Source organism: Pelagibacterium lacus, assembly GCF_003345525.1.
GTDB classification, from domain to species: domain Bacteria; phylum Pseudomonadota; class Alphaproteobacteria; order Rhizobiales; family Devosiaceae; genus Pelagibacterium; species Pelagibacterium lacus.
In genome coordinates this window covers 203752-224299 of sequence record NZ_QQNH01000001.1, presented here as the reverse complement: position 1 = coordinate 224299, position 20548 = coordinate 203752, and the positions used below count along the sequence as shown (strand labels likewise).

Here is a 20548-nt window from a genome sequence, read left to right as displayed (position 1 = left end):
GCTTTGCCCAAGTCAAGCCATGTTCCCGTGACGAAAGGAGGGGCGGAGCGGGCCGCGAGGCGCGGCAAACCGACCGCAACCGTCGTCCCTGTTGCCCACGACCGGGCGGAGGGGCAATATGCTTGTGATTCAGTAGGGAATTCTCTCTTGGTGGCGCCTTCCCATCAAATGTTCGCCGTCGCTCCGGCCCAGGGAAAGCCGTCCCTGAGCAAGGGTCAGATGCGCCTGCTCGCCGGCAAGGCCCGCTGGCTGTTCGTCGCCGCCGAGGCCGGGCATCCCGTGGTGCCGACCATCGCCCTCACCCGCGCGGCCTGGGACGCCCTCCAGGGCGAACGCCGCTCCGGCGCGTCCAGCCTGCGCAATGTGTGGGTGACGACCCTGTTCCGGCTGGTGCAGCCGGGCCAGCGGCCACCCGAGCTCGTGGTGCGCACCTCGGCGCCCCGCCACATCACCGGCCTGCCGCCGGCCCGCACCGGCATCACCGCCCCGGTCAACGAGGACGAGGCGACCGACCCGCAGCGTCCGCTGGGCAAGGCCATCACTGCGGCCTTCGCCAGCTATGGGCGGCCGCTCTCGGGCCTCGCCACGGCCGAGGAACGCGAGGCGCGCGACAATCAGCTGGTGATCGTGCAGGCGACCGCCGAGGGACGCCTCGAGCGCTTCCTCACCCGCAATGCGATCACCGGCCGGCTCGGCCCCGTGCCCCTGCCGGGCGAACGCCTGCCGGCGCTTCCCTCCAATACGGCCAGCCTCATCGAGACCATCGACGCCGCGTCCGGCCAGCACATGGCCTGCGTGGTGGCGATCACCGGCGGCGTGGCCCGGTTCCTCTCGGCCCGCGTGGTGCAGGTGAGCGCCGGGGCGCAGCTCGAGGCCTCGGTGGCCCGGGTCGATTCCGGCGTCTGGACGCCCGCCGAGGCGGTGCGCCGCTTCGTTCCGGGGCAAATGCCGCAATTGCTGCATCCCCGCCTCACCGACGATCACCGCGCCATTCCCGTCGCGACGGGGCTCGGGGTGTCGCCGGGGGCGGCGAGCGGGGAGATCGTCTTTACCGCCGACGACGCGGCCCGCTGCCGGGCACGCGGGCGCCATTGCATCCTGGTCGTCATGGAAACCGGGCCGGGCGATATCGAGGGCATGAAGGCGGCCACCGGGTTCGTCACCGCACGGGGCGGGATGACCAGCCACGCGGCGGTGGTGTCGCGCATCACCGGCAAGCCCTGCGTCGCCGGCCTGCGCGCCCTGCAGATCGATCCCGAAAACGGCGTCTGCAAATTGGGCGAGCGGGTGTTCCCGGCCGGGGCGCATATCACCATCGACGGTTCGGAAGGCACCATCTATGCCGGCTCCCTGCCGCTGTCGCGTCCCCATATCGGCGGCGCGCTGTCGCGCCTGCTCGATTGGGCCGATGACAGCCGCACCATTGCCGTGCGCACCAATGCCGAGACCACCGAGGCCATCCGCACGGCGCTGACCTTCGGCGCCGAGGGGATCGGGCTGGCCCGCTCCGAGCACATGTTCTTTTCCGGCGACCGCATGCGCGCCCTGCGCCGCCTCATCCTGTCCGAGAACGAGGCCGACCGCGCCACCGCCCTCGAAGGCCTGGTCGACTACCAGGCCGCCGACTATGCGGAACTCTTCCGCACCATGCAGAGCCGACCGGTCACCGTGCGTCTGTTCGATCCCCCCTTGCATGAATTCCTGCCGCGCAGCGACGACGATATCGAGGACACCGCCCAGGGGCTCGGCCTGTCGGTCAAGGCCCTGCGGGCCCGCCTGCGCCGGCTCGAGGAGGTCAATCCCATGCTCGGCCATCGCGGGGTGCGGCTGGTCATCACCTATCCCGAGATCCTGGCCATGCAGATCAAGGCCCTGGTCGCTGGGGTCGAGGCCGCCATGGAGACCCAGGACGAGCCGGTCAATCTCGAGATCATGGTGCCCTTCGTCACCTCGGCGCGCGAGGTCGCCTGGGTCAAGTCGCGCATCATGGACATTGCCGGCAATGCCGAGGTGTTCCGGCGCGGGGCGACCCTCTCCTTCGGCACCATGATCGAATTGCCGCGCGCCTGCCTGCGGGCCGGCGATATCGCGCGCGAAGTCGATTTCATCTCCTTTGGCACCAACGATCTGACCCAGACCACCTATGGCATTTCCCGCGATGATGCCCCGGCCTTCCTCGCCACCTATCACCGCCGCAATCTTTACGATCTCGACCCCTTCGTCACCATCGACCAGCGCGGCGTGGGGGAGCTGATCCGCATCGCCATCGAGCGGGGCAGGGCGGTCAACCCCAATCTCAAGATCGGCATTTGCGGCGAGCATGCGGGGGAGACCACATCCTTGCGCTTTTTCAGCGGGTTGGAGATCGACTACGTCAGTTGCTCGCCCTATCGCGTGCCGGTCGCTCGCATGGTCCTGGCCCAGTCCGACCCCTGATTCCCCGGCGCTTTGCAAAAGTCACAGCTCCGCCCGATTGTGAACTTTTCTATGCCAATTTGCCCGTGTTTACACCTTTCTAACCTTAACGCGCGATCATCGAATTTGTCGGTATTTGATCGGGTTAGTGTTGCACAACTGCATCGCTGGCCGATCGTCTTCGACACCGGGCCGATGCGTTCTTTGAGGTCCCGGTGCTCGGCGTAGCGCCGGCAGGTCAGTGTTGTGGCGTTGGAAAAGCGTAGAGTATGGCGTACCGGAACTCCCTGGCACGCGCCCATGGCGCGCGGCCATCGGGCAAGATTGTCAAGGCCGTGGCGGCTCTGGTTCTGAGCGCCTGCGCCTATGGCTTCGCCGTCCCCGGAACCGGGGGTGCGCATGCCGTCAATACCGAAACCGATCTGCCCTCGCGGGCTCTGGCGTCCCTCAGCTTCGAAGCGGACGCTCCGGTGATAACGGGCTCGGTCGCCTCCCTGTTCCAGACCGAAATGTTTTCCGGCCCCAACCGCGCCGCCAAGGCCGACCGGGTCCGCCCCGAGGTCAATCTCGTCGCCTTCACCCAGAGCTTCGATGCCATCCGCCTCTCCATCGCCGAGGCGCGCAATGCCGGCGAGATCTACGGCCAGTTCAGCGTGATGGTCGCCGAGACCGATGAGGCCGCCGAAGCCGCCGAAACGGGGCCGCGCATTTCCGTGGCGGTCATCGATCCGGGCATGGTGAACTCGGAAGGCCTGCGCGCCATCGACCAGTTCGCCGCCAATGTCGGCGTCGATACCGGCCTGCTCGAACGCGCCGCCGTCCCCGATGCCCTGGCCTATGGCCGCGCCAACACCCCCGCCACCGATTTCACGCCCCTGCACGACTGGTCCGAGCGCGAGCAATGGTGCCTGGCCACCGGCATCTATTTCGAGGCGCGCGGCGAGAGCTATCGCGGCCAGGTCGCCGTCGCTCAGGTCATCATGAACCGCGTCGAGGATCACCGCTATCCCGACACCATCTGCGGCGTGGTCTATCAGAACCAGCACCGGCGCAATGCCTGCCAGTTCTCCTTTGCCTGCGACGGCATCCCCGACCGCATCAACGAGCCGGCCGCCTGGGCCCTGGCCCAGGAAATCACCCAGACCGTGCTCAACGAGGACATCTACCTCACCGAAGTGGCCGACGCGACGCACTACCACGCCACCTATGTCCGCCCCCATTGGGCGCGCAACATGGACAAGCTCACCCAGGTCGGGCTGCACGTCTTCTACCGCTTCAAGGCAGGCTGGCTTTTCGGCTAACTAATATGTGCGATAGCACGAGGTGAACGATCCTCGCGTCATGCAGGAGCGGACGCCCCGGTCCCCGATCGCGGTGAAGCTCAGCCCGCCCGTGTAATCCTGTTCCAGCGAGAAGATGGAAACGCCGGGCCCCGGCCGCCATTTGCCGTGGCCTTCGGGCAGCACCGCGCTCACCGATATGCCCGGATAGCGGATATGGGGCGAGGTCAGCCCGTCGCTGGAATAGGTCCCGGTCGCGGTGGTCGCGATATTGACCATCGAAACCGCCCCGAACCCGATCTTGCGCACCGCCGCCGACTGGGTCGGCTCCAGCGAGACGTCCTGGGAATAGGAAATCTCATATTGGCGGTCGTCGAATTTCACCAGCGTCGACAGCGGCGGGGGCGAGGTGGTGAGGATGGCATCGGCATGCGCCATGCTGGCCGCCATGATCGCCGCCAGCATCAGGGCCACGGCGAGACCGGCGCGATAGCGCAGGGCGATGCTCCTCTCCTGTCTGGCCGGCCGGTGCGTCAGCATGGCGAATCTCCTTTTGCCACGTTAACGCTTTATCAACCTTTCCGATCAGTTAACGCAAAGACCATTTCGCACTAGGGTTAATAGCGAAAATTTTAGTAAAATTTTAACGATTGCAAGGACTTGGGCGTTATCCGCGCCGCGCCTATTCCGCCGCGAGGGTGTCGAAGACCGAGATGAACTGGTCATGGGCCTGCTGGGTCGGCCAGGGGCGGATCAGCCGCTCGAAGCCCGGCAGGTCGAAGCCGGCCAGCGTCGGTTCGCCGAAGAATTTCCGCGCTTCGTCGGGGGCGAAACCGGCGAGGTTCACCGCTTCGAAAAAGGCCGCTTCCCGGTCGGCGCGCTTGATCAGCTTGCGCGTTGCCGCCGGCGCCGTGGCCGGCAGGCCGAACCGCACATGGATCGCGCCCAGCAGCCGGCCCTCCACGTCGCGATAATTGCCCCCCATCGCCGCCTTGAACGGGGAGATGATGTCGCCCATCACATATTCGGGCGCGTCGTGCAGCAGGGCGTAGAGCCGGCCCACATCGTCGAGATCGGGCGCCATGGCCGAGGCGATTTCCAGCACCAGCACCGAGTGCTGCGCCACCGAGAAGGCATAATCGCCCTTGGTCTGCCCGTTCCAGCGCGCCACGCGCGCCAGCCCATGGGCGATGTCGGACAGCTCGACATCGAGCGGGGAGGGGTCGAGCAGGTCCAGCCGGCGGCCCGATAGCATGCGCTGCCAGGCGCGGGATTGTGCGCGTGCCATCGATGCGGAGCCTCTTTGCTTCTGGTTCTAGTCCTCTGTGGAATCGCCGCCCGGCGCGCCGAAACCGTAACGCGCCCAGTCCGGCAGGACAAGCGAGACCGGCACCCCATTGACCGTCGCCGCCTCGGGGTCGGCGACCTTGTCGATCCGCACGATGGCCACCGCCTGGCCGTCCACCACATGGCCCAGTATGCCCACGCTCTTGCCCGCGATCAGCACCGCATCGCCCCGCGCGCCCTCCGCAATACCGGTGACCTTGACCGGCCGCCGCCGCGCCGTGCCGCGATGCTGCATGCGCGACACCACTTCCTGCCCCACATAGCAGCCCTTCTTGAAGTCCACCCCGCCCATCTGGTCCATGCCGATATCGTGGGGGAAGGCCGTATCGGGGTCGAAATCCGCCCCCATCTCCAGGACGCCCGCCGCCAGCCGCGCCCGCGCCCAATCCTCGCCCTGCGTCCAGCCTTCGGCCTCGGCCACGGGAACGATGACGCGGTAGCCGAGCCCCGCCGCGCGCTCATCTTCATGCACGATCCCCCCTTGCGGTCGGTCGAGCGACCAGCCCACGCGATGGGTCTCGCCCAGGGGCTCGATCTCCATCTTGGCCCGCAGGCGATACATTTTCAGCCGCTTGAGGGTGTTTTCGGCCGCCGCCTGCGGCACGTCGAGCCAATGGGCACCATCGGCCCATCCGATCAGCCCCTCGGCCAGCAGTTTGCCCTGCGGCGCCAGCAGCGCGAACCAGCGCGCCGTCCCGTCCTCGAGGACGGGCGGGGTCAGCACGTCATGCAGCAGATGCGTCGCATCGGGGCCGGAAATCCTGAAGGCCACCCGATCCGCACGGTGTTCGATTCCCATCTCAGACGTCCTTTCACTAGAGTGTTTCCAGGATAAGTGGGCACCACTTATCCGGTTCGGAAACGCGACAAAACAATGACTTGCTCTGGCGGGACGCCATAGGTAGCGCATATCGCCCGATCATCAAGCCCGCACGGGCTAAGCCAGCGCCATCAGCGAGGCATTGCCTCCGGCCGCCGCCGTGTTGATGCTTACGGAGACCTCGTCGACCAGGAGGTCGATGGCGAAAACCGCTTGCCCGCTGCTTAGCGCCTCGGTCGATGCCCCTTGCACCAGCACCACCGGCCCCTCCCGCTCGGCCACGGCCCTGGTCGCCGCCACCACCGCAGCGCCATCGCCCGCGACCAGCACCGCCCGCACGTCTTTAGCTGCGAACGTGCCCCCGACCGCGACCCGTTTGCCCAGATCGCCCGGCAGCGTCGCGACCAGTTTTTCGAGCTCACCGCCCGCCTTGAGCAGCATATCATTGCCCGCCGCCAGCCCGGCTGCGAGCCCATGGGCCAGCCCCACCACGGTATCGGCCACCAGCAGCACCGTGCCCTTGGGCCGGGTCGCATAGGTGTTGCGTTCGCCCACCGGCCCCTCCAGTTCGGAGAAGGCATCGATCGCCGGGTGCGTGCCATAGCGCAGCACGGCTTCGGCCAGTTCCGGCCCCGCCTTCTCCCCGGCCCAGGCCGCCAGCGCGGCGATCGCCGGGGTGGCCTGCCGCTCGGCAAGGCCCCACACGTCCTGGCTTACCGTCCGCACCAGCCGGCGCAGATAGAGCGGGCCGCCCGCCTTGGGGCCGGTGCCCGAAAGCCCGTGCCCGCCAAACGGCTGTACGCCGACCACGGCGCCGATCTGGTTGCGGTTGACATAGATATTGCCCGCCGCGATCGCCGCGGTGACCTCGGCGATGGTGGTGTCGATCCGCGTATGCAGCCCGAAGGTCAGCCCATAGCCCAGCGCGTTGATCTTCCCGATCAGTGCCGAAAGGTCCCTGCGCTTGAATCGCACCACATGCAGCACCGGCCCGAACACTTCGCGCCCCAGCGCTGCGACGTTGTCGATCTCGATCAGCGTCGGCGGTACATAGGTACCATGCCCGGCGAGCGACGGCAGCCCAGTCTGGGTTATGGCGAACCCCTTGGCCCGCATGGCCTCGATATGGGCGTTGATCCCGTCCCGCGCCTCGGCGGTGATCACCGGGCCGCTATCGGTCGCCAGCCGGTCCGGATTGCCGATGGTGAGCTGCGCCATGGCACCCTTGAGCATGGCGAGCGTGCGTTCGGCGATGTCCTCCTGCAGGCACAGCACCCGCAGCGCCGAGCAGCGTTGGCCGGCGCTGTCGAAGGCGGAGGCGAGCACGTCGATCACCACCTGTTCGGTCAGCGCCGAGGAATCGACCACCAGCGCGTTCTGCCCGCCGGTTTCCGCCACCAGCGGCACCGGCGCTCCATCGGAGAGGGTACGTCCCGCCAATTGGCGCTGGATCAGCCGCGCCACCTCCGTCGAGCCGGTGAACATCACCCCCGCGCACGCCGCGTGGGCGACCAGCGCCGCGCCGGTGCCGCCGTCGCCGGGCACCAGTTGCAGCACGTCGCGCGGCACCCCCGCCCCGTGCAGCAGCGCGACCGCATATTGGGCGATCAGCGGGGTTTCCTCGGCCGGCTTGGCGACCACCGGATTGCCCGCCGCCAGCGCCGCCGACAGCTGCCCGGTGAAAATGGCCAGCGGGAAGTTCCACGGCGAAATCGCCACCACCGGCCCCAGCGGGATATGCGTGTCCGTGCCGAAGCCGTCGCGGGCCTGCTGGGCATAATAGCGCAGGAAATCCACCGCCTCGCGCACTTCGGCAATGGCATTGGCCGCCGTCTTGCCCGCCTCGCGCATGGCCAGCGCCATCAGCGTTCCCGTCTCCTCTTCCATGGCCTCCGCTGCCCGGTCGAGCATGGCAGCGCGGTCGCCGGCCGGGATGGCCGCCCAGCCCGGCGCCGCCTTCTGCGCCCGGGTCATGATCGCGTCGATCTGCTCGGGCAGGGTGTCGAAGACCGTGTCCACCCGGTCGCGGTGGTCGGCCGGGTTGAGAACGGCGCGCGCGCTGCCGCCGCCCTCGGCGGGCCGGACCGTCCACTCGCGCCCGACCGATTCCCGCAGCCTGCTTTCGAGCCCGCGCAGGCTCTGCTCGCTGCTAAGGTCGAGCCCCTGCGAATTGCGCCGTCCACCCGCCAGAATATCGCGCGGCAGGGCGATCTGTTCGTGACGCGCCCCCAGCGGCGAAATGGTGCGCGCCATTTCCACAGGATCGGCGATCAGCCTCCCGACCGGCACGTCCTCGTCGGCGATCTGGTTGACGAAGCTCGAATTGGCCCCGTTCTCCAGCAGCCGCCGCACCAGATAGGCCAGCAGCGTCTCATGGCTGCCCACCGGCGCATAGATGCGGCAGGGGCGGGCGAGCTTGTCGCGCGGCACCACCTCGTCATAAAGCGGCTCCCCCATCCCGTGCAGGCACTGGAACTCATAGTCGCCGACGCTGAATTGGGGTCCGGCCAGAGTGTGGATCGTCGCCATGGTCTGCGCATTGTGGGTGGCAAATTGCGGGAACACCGCGTCGCGCGCCGCCAGCAGCTTTTTCGCGCAGGCGATATAGCTCACATCGGTGTGCACCTTGCGGGTATAGACCGGGAAATCCTCCAGCCCGTCGATCTGGGCCCGCTTGATCTCGCTGTCCCAATAGGCGCCCTTGACCAGCCGCACCATGATCCGGTGCCCCGAGCGCCGCGCCAGGTCGATGATCCAGTCGATGACGAAGGGACAGCGCTTGGAATAGGCCTGCACGACGAAACCGATCCCCTCCCAGCCCCCAAGGTCCGGGTCGAGCGCCAGCGCTTCGAGCAGGTCCAGCGACAGCTCGAGCCGGTCCATCTCCTCGGCATCGATATTGAGCCCCATGTCATAGCCCTTGGCCAGCAGCGCCAATTGCTTCACCCGAGGCAGCAATTCGCCCATCACGCGGCCATATTGCGCGCGGGCATAGCGCGGATGCAGCGCCGAGAGCTTGATGGATATGCCCGGGCCCAGATAGGGGCCGCGCCCCCTGGCGGCGGCGCCGATGGCGTGGATCGCCCCCACATAATCGGCCATGTAGCGCTCGGCGTCTTCGGCCGTGGTGGCCGCTTCCCCCAGCATGTCGTAGGAATAGCCGAAGCCGCGCGCCTCCTGCCGTTTGGCCGATTTCAGCGCCGCGCCGATCGTCTGGCCGCAGACGAACTGCTCGCCCAGCATGCGCATGGCCATCCGCACCCCGGCCCGGATCACCGGTTCCCCCGAGCGCGCCACCAATTGGCTCAGCGCTCGCGACAATCCCTTCTCGTCGACCGGGCTGACCAGCTTGCCGGTGACCACGAGGCCCCATGTGGCCGCATTGACGAACACCGAGCGGTCGAGTCCCAGATGCCCCTGCCATTTGCCCGGCGCGATCTTGTCGGCGATCAGCAGGTCGCGGGTCGTGTTGTCGGGGGTGCGCAGCAGCGCTTCGGCAAGGCACATCAGCGCTATGCCCTCCTGGCTGGAGAGCGCATATTCCTGCATCAGCCCCTCGACGCCGCTGCCGGTGCCCTTGCGGCGGATCGCGCGCACCGCCGCGCCGGCCGTCGCGCGGATCGCCGCCGCCTGTTCCGGCGTCACCTCCGCCGCCACGACGAGCGGCGGCACGGCGTCGGTCTCCGCGATGCGGCAGGCGCTGGTGATCGCCTCGCGCAGGGGCGTATCCGCCCCGAGGGGCCGGTCGGAAAACTGCGCAAAGGGCAGGGGCGGATGGTCGGGCACAACAACACTCCTCTTCAAGTCTGCGCCTCTGACGAGTCTAGCGCAGTCTGGCCGGATATCCATGGAGATATGGGGCCATATTCCGTAGGAACCACGTCCATGGGGCCGCCGGGCGCCACAATGGCGGCTCCTCGCGGCATGGGCAGCTTCCGGACATTGCTGCCCCGGCGTTTCCCCAGTAGAAATAGGGCCGAACAGGGAGTGACCCTCATGATGGACGGCTTCACCCGGCATCTCGAACAGACCCTCGAGGCCATTCGCGCCGAGGGGCTCTACAAGTCGGAAATGGTCATCGGCTCGGCCCAGCAGGCCGAAGTGACCGTTTCCGGCCGCACCATGGTCAATCTGTGCGCCAACAATTATCTCGGCCTCGCCAATGATCCCGAAGTGGTCGCGGCCAGCGTCGCGGCGCTGGAGGCCTACGGCTCGGGCATGGCCTCGGTGCGCTTCATCTGCGGCACCCACGACCTGCACAAGCAGCTCGAACAGACCGTCGCCCGCTATCTGGAAAAGGACGACGCCGTCCTGTTCGGCTCGTGCTTCGATGCCAATGGCGGCATTTTCGAAACCCTTCTCGGCCCCGAGGATGCGATCATCTCCGACAGCCTCAACCACGCCTCGATCATCGACGGGGTGCGGCTGTCGAAAGCCAGGCGCTACCGCTTCGCGACCTCCGACATGGACGATCTGCGCCTCCAGCTCCAGGCCGCCGACGATGACGGCGCGCGCTTCAAGCTGATTGTCACCGATGGCGTTTTCTCCATGGACGGCTTCATCGCCCGCCTCCCGGAAATCTGCGACCTCGCCGAGGAATACAAGGCCGCCATCCTCATCGATGAATGCCACGCCACCGGCCATCTGGGGGAGAAGGGCAGGGGCACGCCGGCCCTCACCGGCGTCGGCAACCGCGTCGACATCATCTCGGGCACCTTCGGCAAGACGCTTGGCGGCGCCATGGGCGGCTTCATCGCCGGCCCCGCGGCGGTGGTGGACCTGTTGCGCCAGCGCGCCCGGCCATATCTGTTTTCCAACGCCCTGCCGCCCGCGGTGGTCGCCGGGGCCATCAAGGCCATCGAGATCGCCGAACGGGCCGATGACCGCCGCGCCATCCTCGACCGCCACACCAAACGCTTCCGCGCCGCCCTCGCCGAGGCGGGCTTCGACCTCGTCCCCGGCGAAACCCCCATCATCCCGGTGATGCTGCACGATGCGGGGCGGGCGCAGGCCATGGCCCAGGCCCTGCGGGACGCCGGCGTGCTGGTCTCGGCCTTTTCCTTCCCCGTGGTTCCCAAGGGCGAGGCCCGCATCCGCACCCAGATGTCGGCCGGTCTTTCCGACGACAACCTCACCTTCGCCATCGACGCCTTCCTGCGGGTGGGCCGGCAATTGGGGGTGGTGTGATGCTGAAGCTCAGCCCCCCCCTCATCCCCGGCACTGACCCCGCGTATGCCCCCTTGCCCTTCTCCCCTGGTGGGAGAAGGTGGATCGCCCGGAGGGCGAGACGGATGAGGGGGGCGCAGCCTCCGCCTCACTCCCCGCGATTGGGAGGCCCTAGCGCATGACCCGCACCATGAAAGCCCTCGTCAAGGCCGAGGCCCGGCCCGGCCTGTGGATGCAACAGGTGCCGATTCCCGAAATCGGCCCCGACGACGTCCTCGTCAAGGTCACCAAGACCGGCATTTGCGGCACCGACCTGCATATCTACAAATGGGATGATTGGGCCCGGAGCGTCATTCCCGTGCCCATGACGGTCGGCCATGAATATTCCGGCACGGTCGCCGAACTGGGCGAAAACGTCCGGCATCTCAAGATCGGCCAGCGGGTTTCCGGCGAAGGCCATGTCATCGGCTTCAAATCCCGCGCCTCCCGCGCCGGGCGCTTCCATCTCGATCCCGAGACGCGCGGGGTGGGCGTCAACCTGCCCGGCGCCTTCGCCGAGTATGTGAAGATCCCCGCCTTCAACATCGTGCCCTTGCCCGATACGGTCGATGACGAGCTCGCCGCCATCCTCGATCCCCTGGGCAATGCCGTCCACATCGCACTGGCCTTCGATCTGGTGGGCGAGGACGTGCTGATCACCGGCGCCGGCCCCATCGGCATCATGAGCGCCGCGGTGGCGCGGCATGTGGGCGCGCGCCATGTGGTGATCACCGATCCCAACGACAACCGCCTCGACCTCGCCAAAAAGACCGCGCCGGGCGTCATCACCATCAACACCGCCGGCGATCTGCAGGCCCTCGCCAACGGGCTCGGCATGAGCGAGGGCTTCGACGTGGGCTTCGAGATGAGCGGCGCCCCCGCTGCCCTCTCCACCCTCACCGAGCATCTGGTCATGGGCGGCAAGATCGCCATGCTCGGCCTGCCGTCAAAGCCCTTCGAGTATGATTTCGCCCGGCTGGTGCTGAAAATGCTCACCCTCAAGGGCATTTACGGCCGCGAAATGTTCGAGACCTGGCACAAGATGCTGGCCATGCTGCAATCCGGCCTCGACATCCGCCCGGTGATCACCAACCGCTTTCCCGCCGACCAGTTCGACGCCGCCTTCCAGTCCGCCATCCAGGGCGGCGCCGGCAAGATCGTGCTCGACTGGGGCGAGGGCGCGTAGCGCGCAATGGCCCGGGACGGCGCAATTTTCTTGACGCGGAAAATTATCTGACTAAAGTCAGGTGTTATGACGCTCGACCCCATCGCCCGTTTCCGCCGCTTCTCGCGCGCCGTCACCTCCGAGGTCGGCGCCCTCGATCATTCCTTTCTGGGCCGTGGCCGTCCGCTGGGGTCGGCTCGCGTGCTCAACGCCATCGGCCATGGCCGCGGCGACATCGCGGCGATCCGTGACTATCTCGGCCTCGATTCGGGCCTGATGAGCCGCCTGTTGCGGGGGCTGGAGGAGGAGCATCTTATCGAGACGCGCCCCGATGCCGCCGATGCCCGCCGCCGGGTGGTCGCCTTGACGGGCAAGGGCAGGGCCGAATTCGCCGCCTATGAGGCGCTGTCCAATAACCGGGCCGAAGCGCTTCTCGCGCGCCATCCGCGCCCCGAGGCCCTGCTGGATGCCATGGATCTGGTCGCCTCGGCGCTGGGCCGCGACCGCTTCACCTTCGAAACCGTCGATCCGCGCAGCGACGCCGCCCGCCATGGCCTCGCCCGGTATTATGTCGAACTCGACCGGCGCTTCGACGGCGGGTTCGAGGTCGGCCGCTCCGCCGATCCCGACGCCATGGATATGATCGCCCCGCGCGGGAGCTTCATCGTGGTGATGTCCGATGGCTTGCCCATTGGCTGCGTCGGCCTCAAGGGTACCGACAAGGGTTATGCCGAGATCAAGCGCCTGTGGATTGCGCCTTCGGCCCGGGGCCTTGGGCTCGCCCGCCGTCTCATGGATGCGGCCGAAGCCGCCGCGCGCCAGCTCGGCATCGCCACCCTGCGCCTCGACACCAACAAGGCCCTCACCGAGGCCATCGCCCTCTATCGCAAGACCGGCTGGACTGAAATCGACCGGTTCAACGACGATCCCTATCCCGATTTCTTCTTCGAAAAGCGTCTCTGAGGGTCGATCCCTACTGCACCACGCGGTCGAGCGTATATTCGCCGTTGGAGATGCGGTCGGGGATATTGCCGATCAGCTTGGCCACGGCCTCTTCGCCATAATCGCGCACCAGCGTGGCGATGGCCGCGAACAGCGCCGCATGGGCCAGCGCCTCGGTGTCGATCCCATCGGTATCGGCCGCATTCCACGCATCCGCCAGATATTCGAGAGCGATCTGGCGCTCTTCCTGTTCGGCCTCGAGGCCGGAGGGAGAAGCGCAAAACGGGAATAGGGTGCGTGTGCTCATGGCCGCTTGGTAGCACGGCTTTGTGACGCTGCTAAGAGGAAATGACCAATTGGTTAACGCGAATGGAGCAACTGGGGATAATTCCCCGAATCCCCGCTCATTCCGCGTATCTTTGATGGATGTCGCGGGCCAGCGCCTCGCCTTCGCCCAGCAGCCGGCCCATGGCCGCCTGCGCCGCGGGCGTGCAGCTGCGGTGGAATCGCGCATAGGCCTCATAGCCGGCGTTGAACGACCCGGCCAGCCGCGCCCGGCGGTCGTCGTCCGGCTCGTCCAGCGCCATCAGCTCGGCCATCTGGCTGCGCCAATCGGTGCTGGCATCCCCGCACAGGGGAGAGAGCATGTAGAGGCTGCCCAGAATCTCCGACAGCCGCTCCATCGCCCCCTGATAGGGCGGATCGACCGCCACCGCGCCCCCGAGGGGAGCGAGCGCCAGCAGCAGCGCGAGGCCTAAGCGCCGAATCGCCGTCATGGGGCGGTCCGCGCCAGCCCCAGGCGCTCGGCGCAGGCCTCGACGATGTCGCAGAGATTCCTGGTGGTGCGGAAGGCGTGCACGTCCGCGATCGGCACCCATTCCCAGTCGGTGATCTCGTGGCTGGTGATCGGCGCCCGCATCGGGCATTCGGCGGCGAACACCGCCAGCCGATAGGTTTTGGCGCCTTCGCCGACGGTTTCGACCAGCACCTCGATGGGGTCGTCGACCACCAGCCGGGTTTCCTCGAACAGCTCGCGCTTGACGCACTCCAGCGGGGTTTCCCCGCTCTCCATCCGGCCGCCTGGAAAGGTCCACAGGCCGGAAAACGGCGCCAGGGCGCGCTGGATCAGCAGCACCTCCCCGCCGTGGAAAAGTCCGATCGAACAGGCATCGGGCTTCATCGGGGGTCAACCGCTGCTATAAGGGAACTGGAACAGGACGATATGCTCATGTGTGGACGTTACGCCGTTACTCTGCCTCACGAGGCCATGCGCCAGATCTTTGGATACGCCAATCTAATCGACTCCGTGCCGCGCTACAATATCGCTCCCACCCAGCCGGTGATCGCCGTCTGGACCGAGGCCGGCGAGCGCCGCGCCAGATTGGCCCGCTGGGGACTGGTGCCCCATTGGGTCAAGGACCCGCGCGAATTCCCCCTGCTGGTCAATGCCCGTGCCGAGACCATGGCACAAAAGCCCGCCTTTCGCGATGCGGTCAATCACGGACGCTGCATCCTGCCCGCCTCGGGCTATTACGAATGGCACGCCCTGCCCAATGGCAAGAAGCAACCCTATTACATCACCCTGCGCTCGGGCGAGCCCATGGCGCTGGCCGGGCTCTATACCAACTGGACCGGCCCCGAGGGCGAGGAGGTCGATACCGTCGCCACCATCACCGTTCCCGCCGGGCCCGATGTGGCCCATATCCATCACCGCATGCCCGCCATCCTCAAGGGGAGCGAGATCGACGCCTGGCTCGACGTCCGCGGCGTGCGATTCGCGGAGGCGGCGCGCCCCATTCTGCCGCAGCCCGAAGGGGTGATGGCGGCCCATCCGGTTTCCACCCGGGTCAATTCCGCAGCCAATGACGGCCCCGAGCTGATCGAACCGGTCTCCGAGATTCTCTCCGACGAGCCCCGGAATAAGCCAATGAAAGTCAAGCCGAAAATCTCCGGCCAGCTGGACCTTTTTTAGCCTTTCGCCCCGGAACCCGTTCTCCCCTCCGGCGTTGGACCGGCAGGAAATTTCACGAGCGCGCCCTCGAAGGGCATAAAGCTGCTCGATTTTTTCCCCAAAGCTTGATATCAAGATCGCGTGGCACCCCTTGCGGGGGCCCCGAGGTCAGGCTGGAGAACGGCAAAATGGTAACACGAACTGCATGGGCACGCCTGACCGCGTCCGAGAACCTTTGCGTACGACTTAAACGCGCCGGTCTCATGTGTCGCTCCTGGACCCACTGGCGAGTATCGCAGCTCTAGCTGCCGCCAACGTCACAAGACCCTCACATTGGACTGTTAGCTACCGCTCACGGCGCTGGGCGGAGTCGTATATCGCAGAGTGTTTATCGCCATGACCAAGCCAATCGTTATCTCAGTTGCCGGTGAGCCCCAGGGCGTCGTCGTTCCCAATGGCGGGGATTTTCGCTTCCTCGCCGTCAAGCTCGGCGTGTTCTCGCTCGATGGCCAGGTCTTCGAAACCATCGAGGCGGCCCGCGATGCCGCGCGCGCCGTCGTCGAGGGTGCGGCCGAGCTGGCCCAGTCCTTCGAGGCCTCCGATGGGTCCGATGAAGGCCTCGTCGCCTGAAATCCACGCCGCGGACGGTTGAGCCCGCATGCCCATCTCTGGCACAAGAGGGGTGCAAGGCGTGCGGAGCATGATCATGAACCCCCGAGTCCCCCTTTTCGCCGGTGCCCTCGTTTCGGGCATCGCCCTCGCCGCCGCCCCGGCCATGGCCCAGCCGGTCACCACGATCACGGCGGAGGCCATCGCGGCGGTGGACTCCAGCCTTGAGGCCGAGGCGCTGGCCGCCATCCTCAAGGGCGGCATCGCCGATCATGCCCAGGCGCTGGCCGACCTCGACGCCCGCTCCATTTCCATCCCCGAGCTCGAATATCGGGGGCAGGGGGCGCACCAGCCCCGCGTCCGCTTCCTTGACATCGCCCTTGAGGGCGTCGAGGACGGCGTCGTCGCCTCTCTCGCCATCGGGCGCATGGAGGTCGAGGATGCCGAAGGCGTGGCCGGCAGCTTCGGTCCTTTCACCATCTCCAATCTCGACCTCGGCGCCGTGCTCGCCCTTTCCCAAATGCTGCCCGACGCGTCAGGCACGCCTCTTGCGCTCTTTTCCGCCGCCGATTTCGGCGCCGCCACCCTCACCACGCCCGAGGTCAAATGCAGCAATGAGGGCCTGCAACTGGGGCGTCTGGTGGTTCCGGCCATCGACTGGCAGGCCGTAGAGGGCGACGACCAACGCACCCAGGAGGCGCTGCGCACCTTCTTTTCCGGCCTCGAATTCGATGGCCTCGAAACCCGTGGCAGCGCCTGCAAGGGCATGAGCGAGGGCGAAGAAGGCCTCGCCTTCACCCTCGCCGCCTTCTCCATGGACGCCATAACGCCGGGCCTCTGGCCCGAAACCCTACTGACCGGCTTCGACATGCAGGTCGAAACCCAGGGCGATATCGGCCGTGTGGCCTTCGGCACCATGACCTTCGGCAGCATCGATTACGCCCATGTGCTCGAAGCCGCCGCCCGGGGGCTCGAGGACAGTTTTGAGAATGCCCGCCGATTCGTCCCGCATTTCTCGGGCTTTTCGATCACCGACATCCGCGCCGAAATCCCCGACAGCGGCGCCTATGGCCGCATGCGGGTCGCCATTGACGGCTTCAGCCTCGACTTCGACGGCTGGCTCAACGGCCTGCCCACCGGCATCGTCGTCGAGTTGCGCGACCAGACCCTCGAACTGGCGCTCGCGGATTCCATGGTCCAGTCCCCGGAAATGGAAAGCCTGACCCGGCTCATCGTCGAGACCCCGATGAGCTATCGCGGCGCCCTGCGCTGGGATCGCGAGAGCCGCACCATCGCGCTGGATTCGTTCCACTATCAATGGGGCGATCTCGCCGCCTTCACTCTGTCGGCCACCCTCACCGGGGCCAGCGATACGCTGTTCTCCTACGAGGAATCCGCCCAGTTGCTCTCGCTCCTCGCCCTTGGGGTCGGTCCCATGCAGCTCGAATTCACCGATTCGGGGCTCATCGAGCGCATGGCGGAATTCGAGGCCTTGACCGGCGAGGCGGACACGACGCCGGCGCAATTGCGCTCCCAACTCGCCAAGCAACTGGTCGAAGAGCTCGTCTCCGACGAGACGACCCCGGAAATGGCCGCGATCGCCGCAACCATAGCCCGCTTTTTCCAGGGCGGCGGCACGCTCACCCTCAGCGCCGTCCCCGCCGATGGCGCATCGGTCTCCATCCACAGCTTCATGGCTAGCGAAGCCGAGCCCGAACGCCTGTTCGACCTGTTCGAAATCGAGGCGCGGCTGGTTTCGGGTTCAGGTGCGTTGGATTAGGCCCAGATCTTGAAATACCCCAGCGCGTCGCCGATCGACTCTTCTTCATAGCCCAGATGGGACAGCAGCACGCGCTCCAGCGCGTCGTTGATGTCCACGGCGGCTTCGAAATTGGCCTGGCTCGGCGTGCGCACAAGCGTGTTGAGCGCGTCGATCAGCTTGACCAGCAGGGCATGCACCACCTCGTGCTCGGCGATGAGGCGGTCGGTCACCTTCTTCCACGCCTCGCCCTTTTGCGACAGCGCCGGGAAGAACCCCGCATCCTCGATCGAATGATGGGTGTGCACCACCTGGCAATGCTGGCCGCACAGATTGCCGAACCGGCGATAATTGCTGACCATGGCCAGCGCTTCGGTCTCTTCGGTGACCTGCTCGGGCGTTTTGTGCCCGGCCATGATCTCGTCGATCAGCCCGCGCAGCATGCCCGTATTCTGCCGCAAATGGTCGTGGATCATCTTGAGGTGCCGCCCATACACCTTCTGATCTGGGGTGACATCGAGCTTGGGCGCGGACGGACGCGTGGAATCGTCGAGAAAGGAAATATCGAGAAGCATGGGGAGGTGTGAGGCCTGGGGTTGATGGGCTCCCCAATCTAGGCATTGTCGCCCCGATTGCTACCCCAGCATCTTGCCCGGATTGAGAATTCCCTTCGGATCGAGCGCCGATTTGATCGCCCGCATCATCTTGAGCGCCGTGGGGTCCTTGACCTCTTTGAGCAGCGCGGTCTTGAGCTGCCCAATGCCGTGCTCGGCCGAAATCGATCCCCCCATCTCCAGCACCACCTTGTAGATGGCCGCGTGCACCGCCTCGTCGCGCGCCATGAACTCGGCGTTGTCGCCCCCTTCGGGCACCGAGAAGTTGAAGTGGATATTGCCATCGCCCAGATGCCCGAACGGCACCGGGCGGATGCCGGGCACCACGGCCTTGGCCGCCGCGCTGCCCCGCGCAATCAGTTCGGGCACCGCCGCCACCGGCACCGAGACGTCGTGCTTGATCGAGGCGCCTTCCTTCGATTGCACCTCGCTCATCTGCTCCCGCGCCGTCCAGAATGCCTCCCGCTGCGCCAGCGATTCGGCCATCACCCCGTTGCCGACCAGCCCGGCCTCCATCGCCGTTTCCAGCATGGCGGCCAGCCCGCCGTCCCCCATGCCCCTGGGCACCGAGATTTCCGCCAGCACATACCAGTCCGAACGTTCCGCCGTGGGGTCCTGCGCGATCATCTTGTGTTTGAGCTGGAAATCGAACCCGATGCGCGGCATCAATTCGAACGCAGTCAGCGTCGATCCGGCCCGCTCCCGCAGCCGGGTGAACAGCGCCAGCGCCGCCTCGGGCCCGGCCACGTTGAGCAGCGCCGTTTCGTGATGGTCGGGCTTGGGAAACAGTTTCAGCGTCGCCGCGGTGATGATCCCCAGCGTCCCTTCCGACCCCACGAACAGGTCCTTGAGGTCGTATCCCGTATTGTCCTTGCGCAGCGATCCGAGCCCGTTATAGATCGACCCGTCCGCCAGCACCGCCTCGACGCCGAGGCACAATTCGCGCGCCGTGCCATAGGAGAGCACCTGCACCCCGCCGGCATTGGAGCCCAAGACGCCCCCGATCCGCGCCGAACCCTGTGAGGCGATATAGAGGGGGAACAGCATCCCCGCCGCCTCGGCGATCCTGTGGGCCTCCTCGAGCGTGGTCCCCGCATTGAGCGTCATGTGCCCCGCCGCCGCGTCCACATGCCGCGTGCCCCCCAGCCGGGAGACCGAAACGATCACCTCGTCGCCATAGAGCGGCACCTGTCCGCCCACCAGCCCGGTATTGCCCGCCTGGGGCACCACATGCACGCCCACCTCATGGGCCCATTCCATCACCGCCTGCACCTCGGCCACCGTGCGGGGCAGGGCGACGGCCCTGGCGCTGGTTTTGAACCGCCGCCGCGGCTCGGCGAGATAGCCTTCCATCTCGGCCTCTTCGAACCTCACGGAATCGGCGCCCAGCAGCGTGATCAGGGCGGGGACGATCTGGTCTTTGGACAGGGGCATGGCAAAGGGCTTTCTTGGCAATCGGTCGGTTCGGTTCATCGCATGGCGCAACGGGGCAACGCCAGCCGGGCAATCGCTATCCCACCTTGCCCGTTCCCATCCCCTGTGCCAAAACCGGCCATAACGCAACGATCATCGGAGAACATCATGGCTGGGTTGATGCAAGGCAAGCGCGGGCTCGTCATGGGCGTCGCCAACAACCGCTCCATCGCCTATGGCATCGCCAAGGCCCTGCACGCCCAGGGCGCGGAAATGGCCTTCACCTATCAGGGCGAAGCGCTGCATCGCCGTGTCCAGCCCATCGCCGCCGAATTCGGCTCCGAACTGGTCCTGCCCTGCGACGTGACCGACCCCGACGCCATGGACGCGGTGTTCAACGTCCTCAAATCCCAATGGGGCAAGCTCGATTTCCTCGTCCACGCCATCGGCTTTTCCAACAAGGAAGAGCTGGAGGGCCGCTATGTCGACACCACCCCGGGCAATTTCAGCCTGACCATGAACATTTCGGTGTTTTCGCTCACCGCGCTGGCCAAGCGCGCCGAGGCGATGATGGATGCCGGCGGCTCGATCCTGACCCTCACCTATTACGGCGCCGAGAAGGTCCTGCCCAATTACAACGTCATGGGCGTCGCCAAGGCCGCGCTCGAGGCGTCCGTGCGCTATCTCGCTTCCGATCTCGGGCCCCAGGGCATCCGCGTCAACGCCATTTCCGCCGGTCCCATCAAGACCCTCGCCGCCTCGGGCATTTCCGACCTGCGCGAGATGCTGAAATGGAACGAGGAGAACGCCCCCCTGCGCAAGAACGTCTCCATCGACGAGGTGGGCAATTCCGCGCTCTACCTGCTGTCCGATCTGGCCAGCGGGGTCACCGGCGAAATCCACTACGTGGATTCCGGCTACAACATCATCGGCATGAAGGCCCTGCCCCCCAAGGGCGGCGCATCAGAGTAAATCCGTCACATTCGGGGTGCAGGATGCGCCCCGGACCAATTTTTGAAAAGTCGAGC

At 66.5% G+C, this 20548-nt stretch carries 17 protein-coding genes and 1 pseudogene; 9 read left to right on the top strand and 9 right to left on the bottom strand.

The genetic code is table 11. The features are described 5' to 3' along the window. Window positions 1–150 precede the first annotated feature (150 nt). Window positions 151–2436: a putative PEP-binding protein gene (locus DVH29_RS01120; protein ID WP_245944850.1), complete on the top strand. Its 2286-nt coding sequence runs from the start codon at window positions 151–153 to the stop codon at window positions 2434–2436. An 857-nt stretch (window positions 2437–3293) separates the two neighbouring features. After that, window positions 3294–3716 (top strand): annotated as a pseudogene (locus tag DVH29_RS16775) (cell wall hydrolase); the annotation flags it as partial. Here the strand turns inward: DVH29_RS16775 and DVH29_RS01110 are convergent. From DVH29_RS01110 to putA, 4 genes are all read right to left on the bottom strand, one after another. Beyond that, on the bottom strand, window positions 3717–4235 hold the full coding sequence (locus DVH29_RS01110; protein ID WP_114644298.1) for a hypothetical protein: 519 nt from the start codon (window positions 4233–4235) through the stop codon (window positions 3717–3719). A gap of 142 nt (window positions 4236–4377) precedes the next feature. Next, window positions 4378–4983, bottom strand: coding sequence for an HD domain-containing protein (locus DVH29_RS01105; RefSeq protein ID WP_114644297.1), 606 nt, complete (start codon window positions 4981–4983; stop codon window positions 4378–4380). 27 nt (window positions 4984–5010) lie between these two features. Further along, on the bottom strand, window positions 5011–5841 hold the full coding sequence (gene ygfZ / locus DVH29_RS01100; RefSeq protein WP_158541515.1) for a CAF17-like 4Fe-4S cluster assembly/insertion protein YgfZ: 831 nt from the start codon (window positions 5839–5841) through the stop codon (window positions 5011–5013). A 138-nt stretch (window positions 5842–5979) separates the two neighbouring features. After that, window positions 5980–9711, bottom strand: a complete 3732-nt coding sequence (gene putA, locus DVH29_RS01095; RefSeq protein WP_114644295.1) for a trifunctional transcriptional regulator/proline dehydrogenase/L-glutamate gamma-semialdehyde dehydrogenase — start codon at window positions 9709–9711, stop codon at window positions 5980–5982. A gap of 147 nt (window positions 9712–9858) precedes the next feature. Between putA and DVH29_RS01090 the strand changes: the two genes are divergently transcribed. The 3 genes from DVH29_RS01090 (at window position 9859) to DVH29_RS01080 (ending at window position 13195) form a co-directional block, all read left to right on the top strand. Beyond that, window positions 9859–11049 (top strand): glycine C-acetyltransferase, encoded by a 1191-nt coding sequence (locus DVH29_RS01090; RefSeq protein WP_114644396.1) that lies wholly within the window; start codon window positions 9859–9861, stop codon window positions 11047–11049. Between the two features lie 157 nt (window positions 11050–11206). Beyond that, window positions 11207–12253, top strand: coding sequence for an L-threonine 3-dehydrogenase (gene tdh, locus DVH29_RS01085; RefSeq protein WP_199562495.1), 1047 nt, complete (start codon window positions 11207–11209; stop codon window positions 12251–12253). Window positions 12254–12319: 66 nt separating this feature from the next. Beyond that, a complete protein-coding gene (locus DVH29_RS01080; protein ID WP_114644294.1) occupies window positions 12320–13195 on the top strand; it encodes a bifunctional helix-turn-helix transcriptional regulator/GNAT family N-acetyltransferase in 876 nt (291 codons plus the stop codon). Between the two features lie 10 nt (window positions 13196–13205). Here DVH29_RS01080 and DVH29_RS01075 read toward each other — a convergent pair whose 3' ends face one another. From DVH29_RS01075 to DVH29_RS01065, 3 genes are all read right to left on the bottom strand, one after another. Next, window positions 13206–13481, bottom strand: coding sequence for a hypothetical protein (locus tag DVH29_RS01075; RefSeq protein WP_114644293.1), 276 nt, complete (start codon window positions 13479–13481; stop codon window positions 13206–13208). Between the two features lie 97 nt (window positions 13482–13578). Then, window positions 13579–13950, bottom strand: coding sequence for a TIGR02301 family protein (locus tag DVH29_RS01070; RefSeq protein WP_158541514.1), 372 nt, complete (start codon window positions 13948–13950; stop codon window positions 13579–13581). Continuing rightward, on the bottom strand, window positions 13947–14354 hold the full coding sequence (locus DVH29_RS01065; RefSeq protein WP_114644291.1) for an NUDIX hydrolase: 408 nt from the start codon (window positions 14352–14354) through the stop codon (window positions 13947–13949). Before DVH29_RS01065 ends, DVH29_RS01070 begins: the two co-directional genes overlap by 4 nt. 42 nt (window positions 14355–14396) lie before the next feature. Between DVH29_RS01065 and DVH29_RS01060 the strand changes: the two genes are divergently transcribed. From DVH29_RS01060 to DVH29_RS01050, 3 genes are all read left to right on the top strand, one after another. Then, window positions 14397–15146 (top strand): SOS response-associated peptidase, encoded by a 750-nt coding sequence (locus DVH29_RS01060; protein WP_114644290.1) that lies wholly within the window; start codon window positions 14397–14399, stop codon window positions 15144–15146. Between the two features lie 375 nt (window positions 15147–15521). Beyond that, window positions 15522–15755 (top strand): hypothetical protein, encoded by a 234-nt coding sequence (locus DVH29_RS01055; RefSeq protein WP_114644289.1) that lies wholly within the window; start codon window positions 15522–15524, stop codon window positions 15753–15755. Window positions 15756–15831: 76 nt separating this feature from the next. Continuing rightward, on the top strand, window positions 15832–17514 hold the full coding sequence (locus DVH29_RS01050; RefSeq protein WP_147275970.1) for an aq_1923 C-terminal domain: 1683 nt from the start codon (window positions 15832–15834) through the stop codon (window positions 17512–17514). Here the strand turns inward: DVH29_RS01050 and DVH29_RS01045 are convergent. Further along, window positions 17511–18068 carry a hemerythrin domain-containing protein gene (locus DVH29_RS01045; protein ID WP_114644287.1) on the bottom strand — a complete coding sequence of 186 codons (558 nt, stop codon included), beginning with the start codon at window positions 18066–18068 and terminating at the stop codon, window positions 17511–17513. The two genes, DVH29_RS01050 and DVH29_RS01045, sit on opposite strands and share 4 nt — an antisense overlap. A gap of 60 nt (window positions 18069–18128) precedes the next feature. Then, the gene (locus tag DVH29_RS01040; protein WP_114644286.1) at window positions 18129–19541 is read right to left on the bottom strand and encodes an FAD-binding oxidoreductase; all 1413 of its coding nucleotides are present in this window, start codon (window positions 19539–19541) and stop codon (window positions 18129–18131) included. 147 nt (window positions 19542–19688) lie between these two features. On the opposite strand from DVH29_RS01040, the gene fabI reads away from it, so the two are divergent. Next, window positions 19689–20492 carry an enoyl-ACP reductase FabI gene (fabI, locus tag DVH29_RS01035; protein WP_114644285.1) on the top strand — a complete coding sequence of 268 codons (804 nt, stop codon included), beginning with the start codon at window positions 19689–19691 and terminating at the stop codon, window positions 20490–20492. Window positions 20493–20548: the final 56 nt, after the last annotated feature.

Excerpts from the sequence above, each read along its gene's own strand:
- DVH29_RS01110 (WP_114644298.1), bottom strand. The coding sequence starts at position 4,235 with ATGCTGACGCACCGGCCGGCCAGACAGGAGAGGAGCATCGCCCTGCGC.
- DVH29_RS01105 (WP_114644297.1), bottom strand. The coding sequence starts at position 4,983 with ATGGCACGCGCACAATCCCGCGCCTGGCAGCGCATGCTATCGGGCCGC.
- ygfZ (WP_158541515.1), bottom strand. The coding sequence starts at position 5,841 with ATGGGAATCGAACACCGTGCGGATCGGGTGGCCTTCAGGATTTCCGGC.
- putA (WP_114644295.1), bottom strand. The coding sequence starts at position 9,711 with ATGGATATCCGGCCAGACTGCGCTAGACTCGTCAGAGGCGCAGACTTG.
- DVH29_RS01090 (WP_114644396.1), top strand. The coding sequence starts at position 9,859 with ATGATGGACGGCTTCACCCGGCATCTCGAACAGACCCTCGAGGCCATT.
- tdh (WP_199562495.1), top strand. The coding sequence starts at position 11,207 with ATGACCCGCACCATGAAAGCCCTCGTCAAGGCCGAGGCCCGGCCCGGC.
- DVH29_RS01080 (WP_114644294.1), top strand. The coding sequence starts at position 12,320 with ATGACGCTCGACCCCATCGCCCGTTTCCGCCGCTTCTCGCGCGCCGTC.
- DVH29_RS01075 (WP_114644293.1), bottom strand. The coding sequence starts at position 13,481 with ATGAGCACACGCACCCTATTCCCGTTTTGCGCTTCTCCCTCCGGCCTC.
- DVH29_RS01070 (WP_158541514.1), bottom strand. The coding sequence starts at position 13,950 with ATGACGGCGATTCGGCGCTTAGGCCTCGCGCTGCTGCTGGCGCTCGCT.
- DVH29_RS01065 (WP_114644291.1), bottom strand. The coding sequence starts at position 14,354 with ATGAAGCCCGATGCCTGTTCGATCGGACTTTTCCACGGCGGGGAGGTG.
- DVH29_RS01060 (WP_114644290.1), top strand. The coding sequence starts at position 14,397 with ATGCTCATGTGTGGACGTTACGCCGTTACTCTGCCTCACGAGGCCATG.
- DVH29_RS01055 (WP_114644289.1), top strand. The coding sequence starts at position 15,522 with ATGACCAAGCCAATCGTTATCTCAGTTGCCGGTGAGCCCCAGGGCGTC.
- DVH29_RS01050 (WP_147275970.1), top strand. The coding sequence starts at position 15,832 with ATGAACCCCCGAGTCCCCCTTTTCGCCGGTGCCCTCGTTTCGGGCATC.
- DVH29_RS01045 (WP_114644287.1), bottom strand. The coding sequence starts at position 18,068 with ATGCTTCTCGATATTTCCTTTCTCGACGATTCCACGCGTCCGTCCGCG.
- DVH29_RS01040 (WP_114644286.1), bottom strand. The coding sequence starts at position 19,541 with ATGCCCCTGTCCAAAGACCAGATCGTCCCCGCCCTGATCACGCTGCTG.
- fabI (WP_114644285.1), top strand. The coding sequence starts at position 19,689 with ATGGCTGGGTTGATGCAAGGCAAGCGCGGGCTCGTCATGGGCGTCGCC.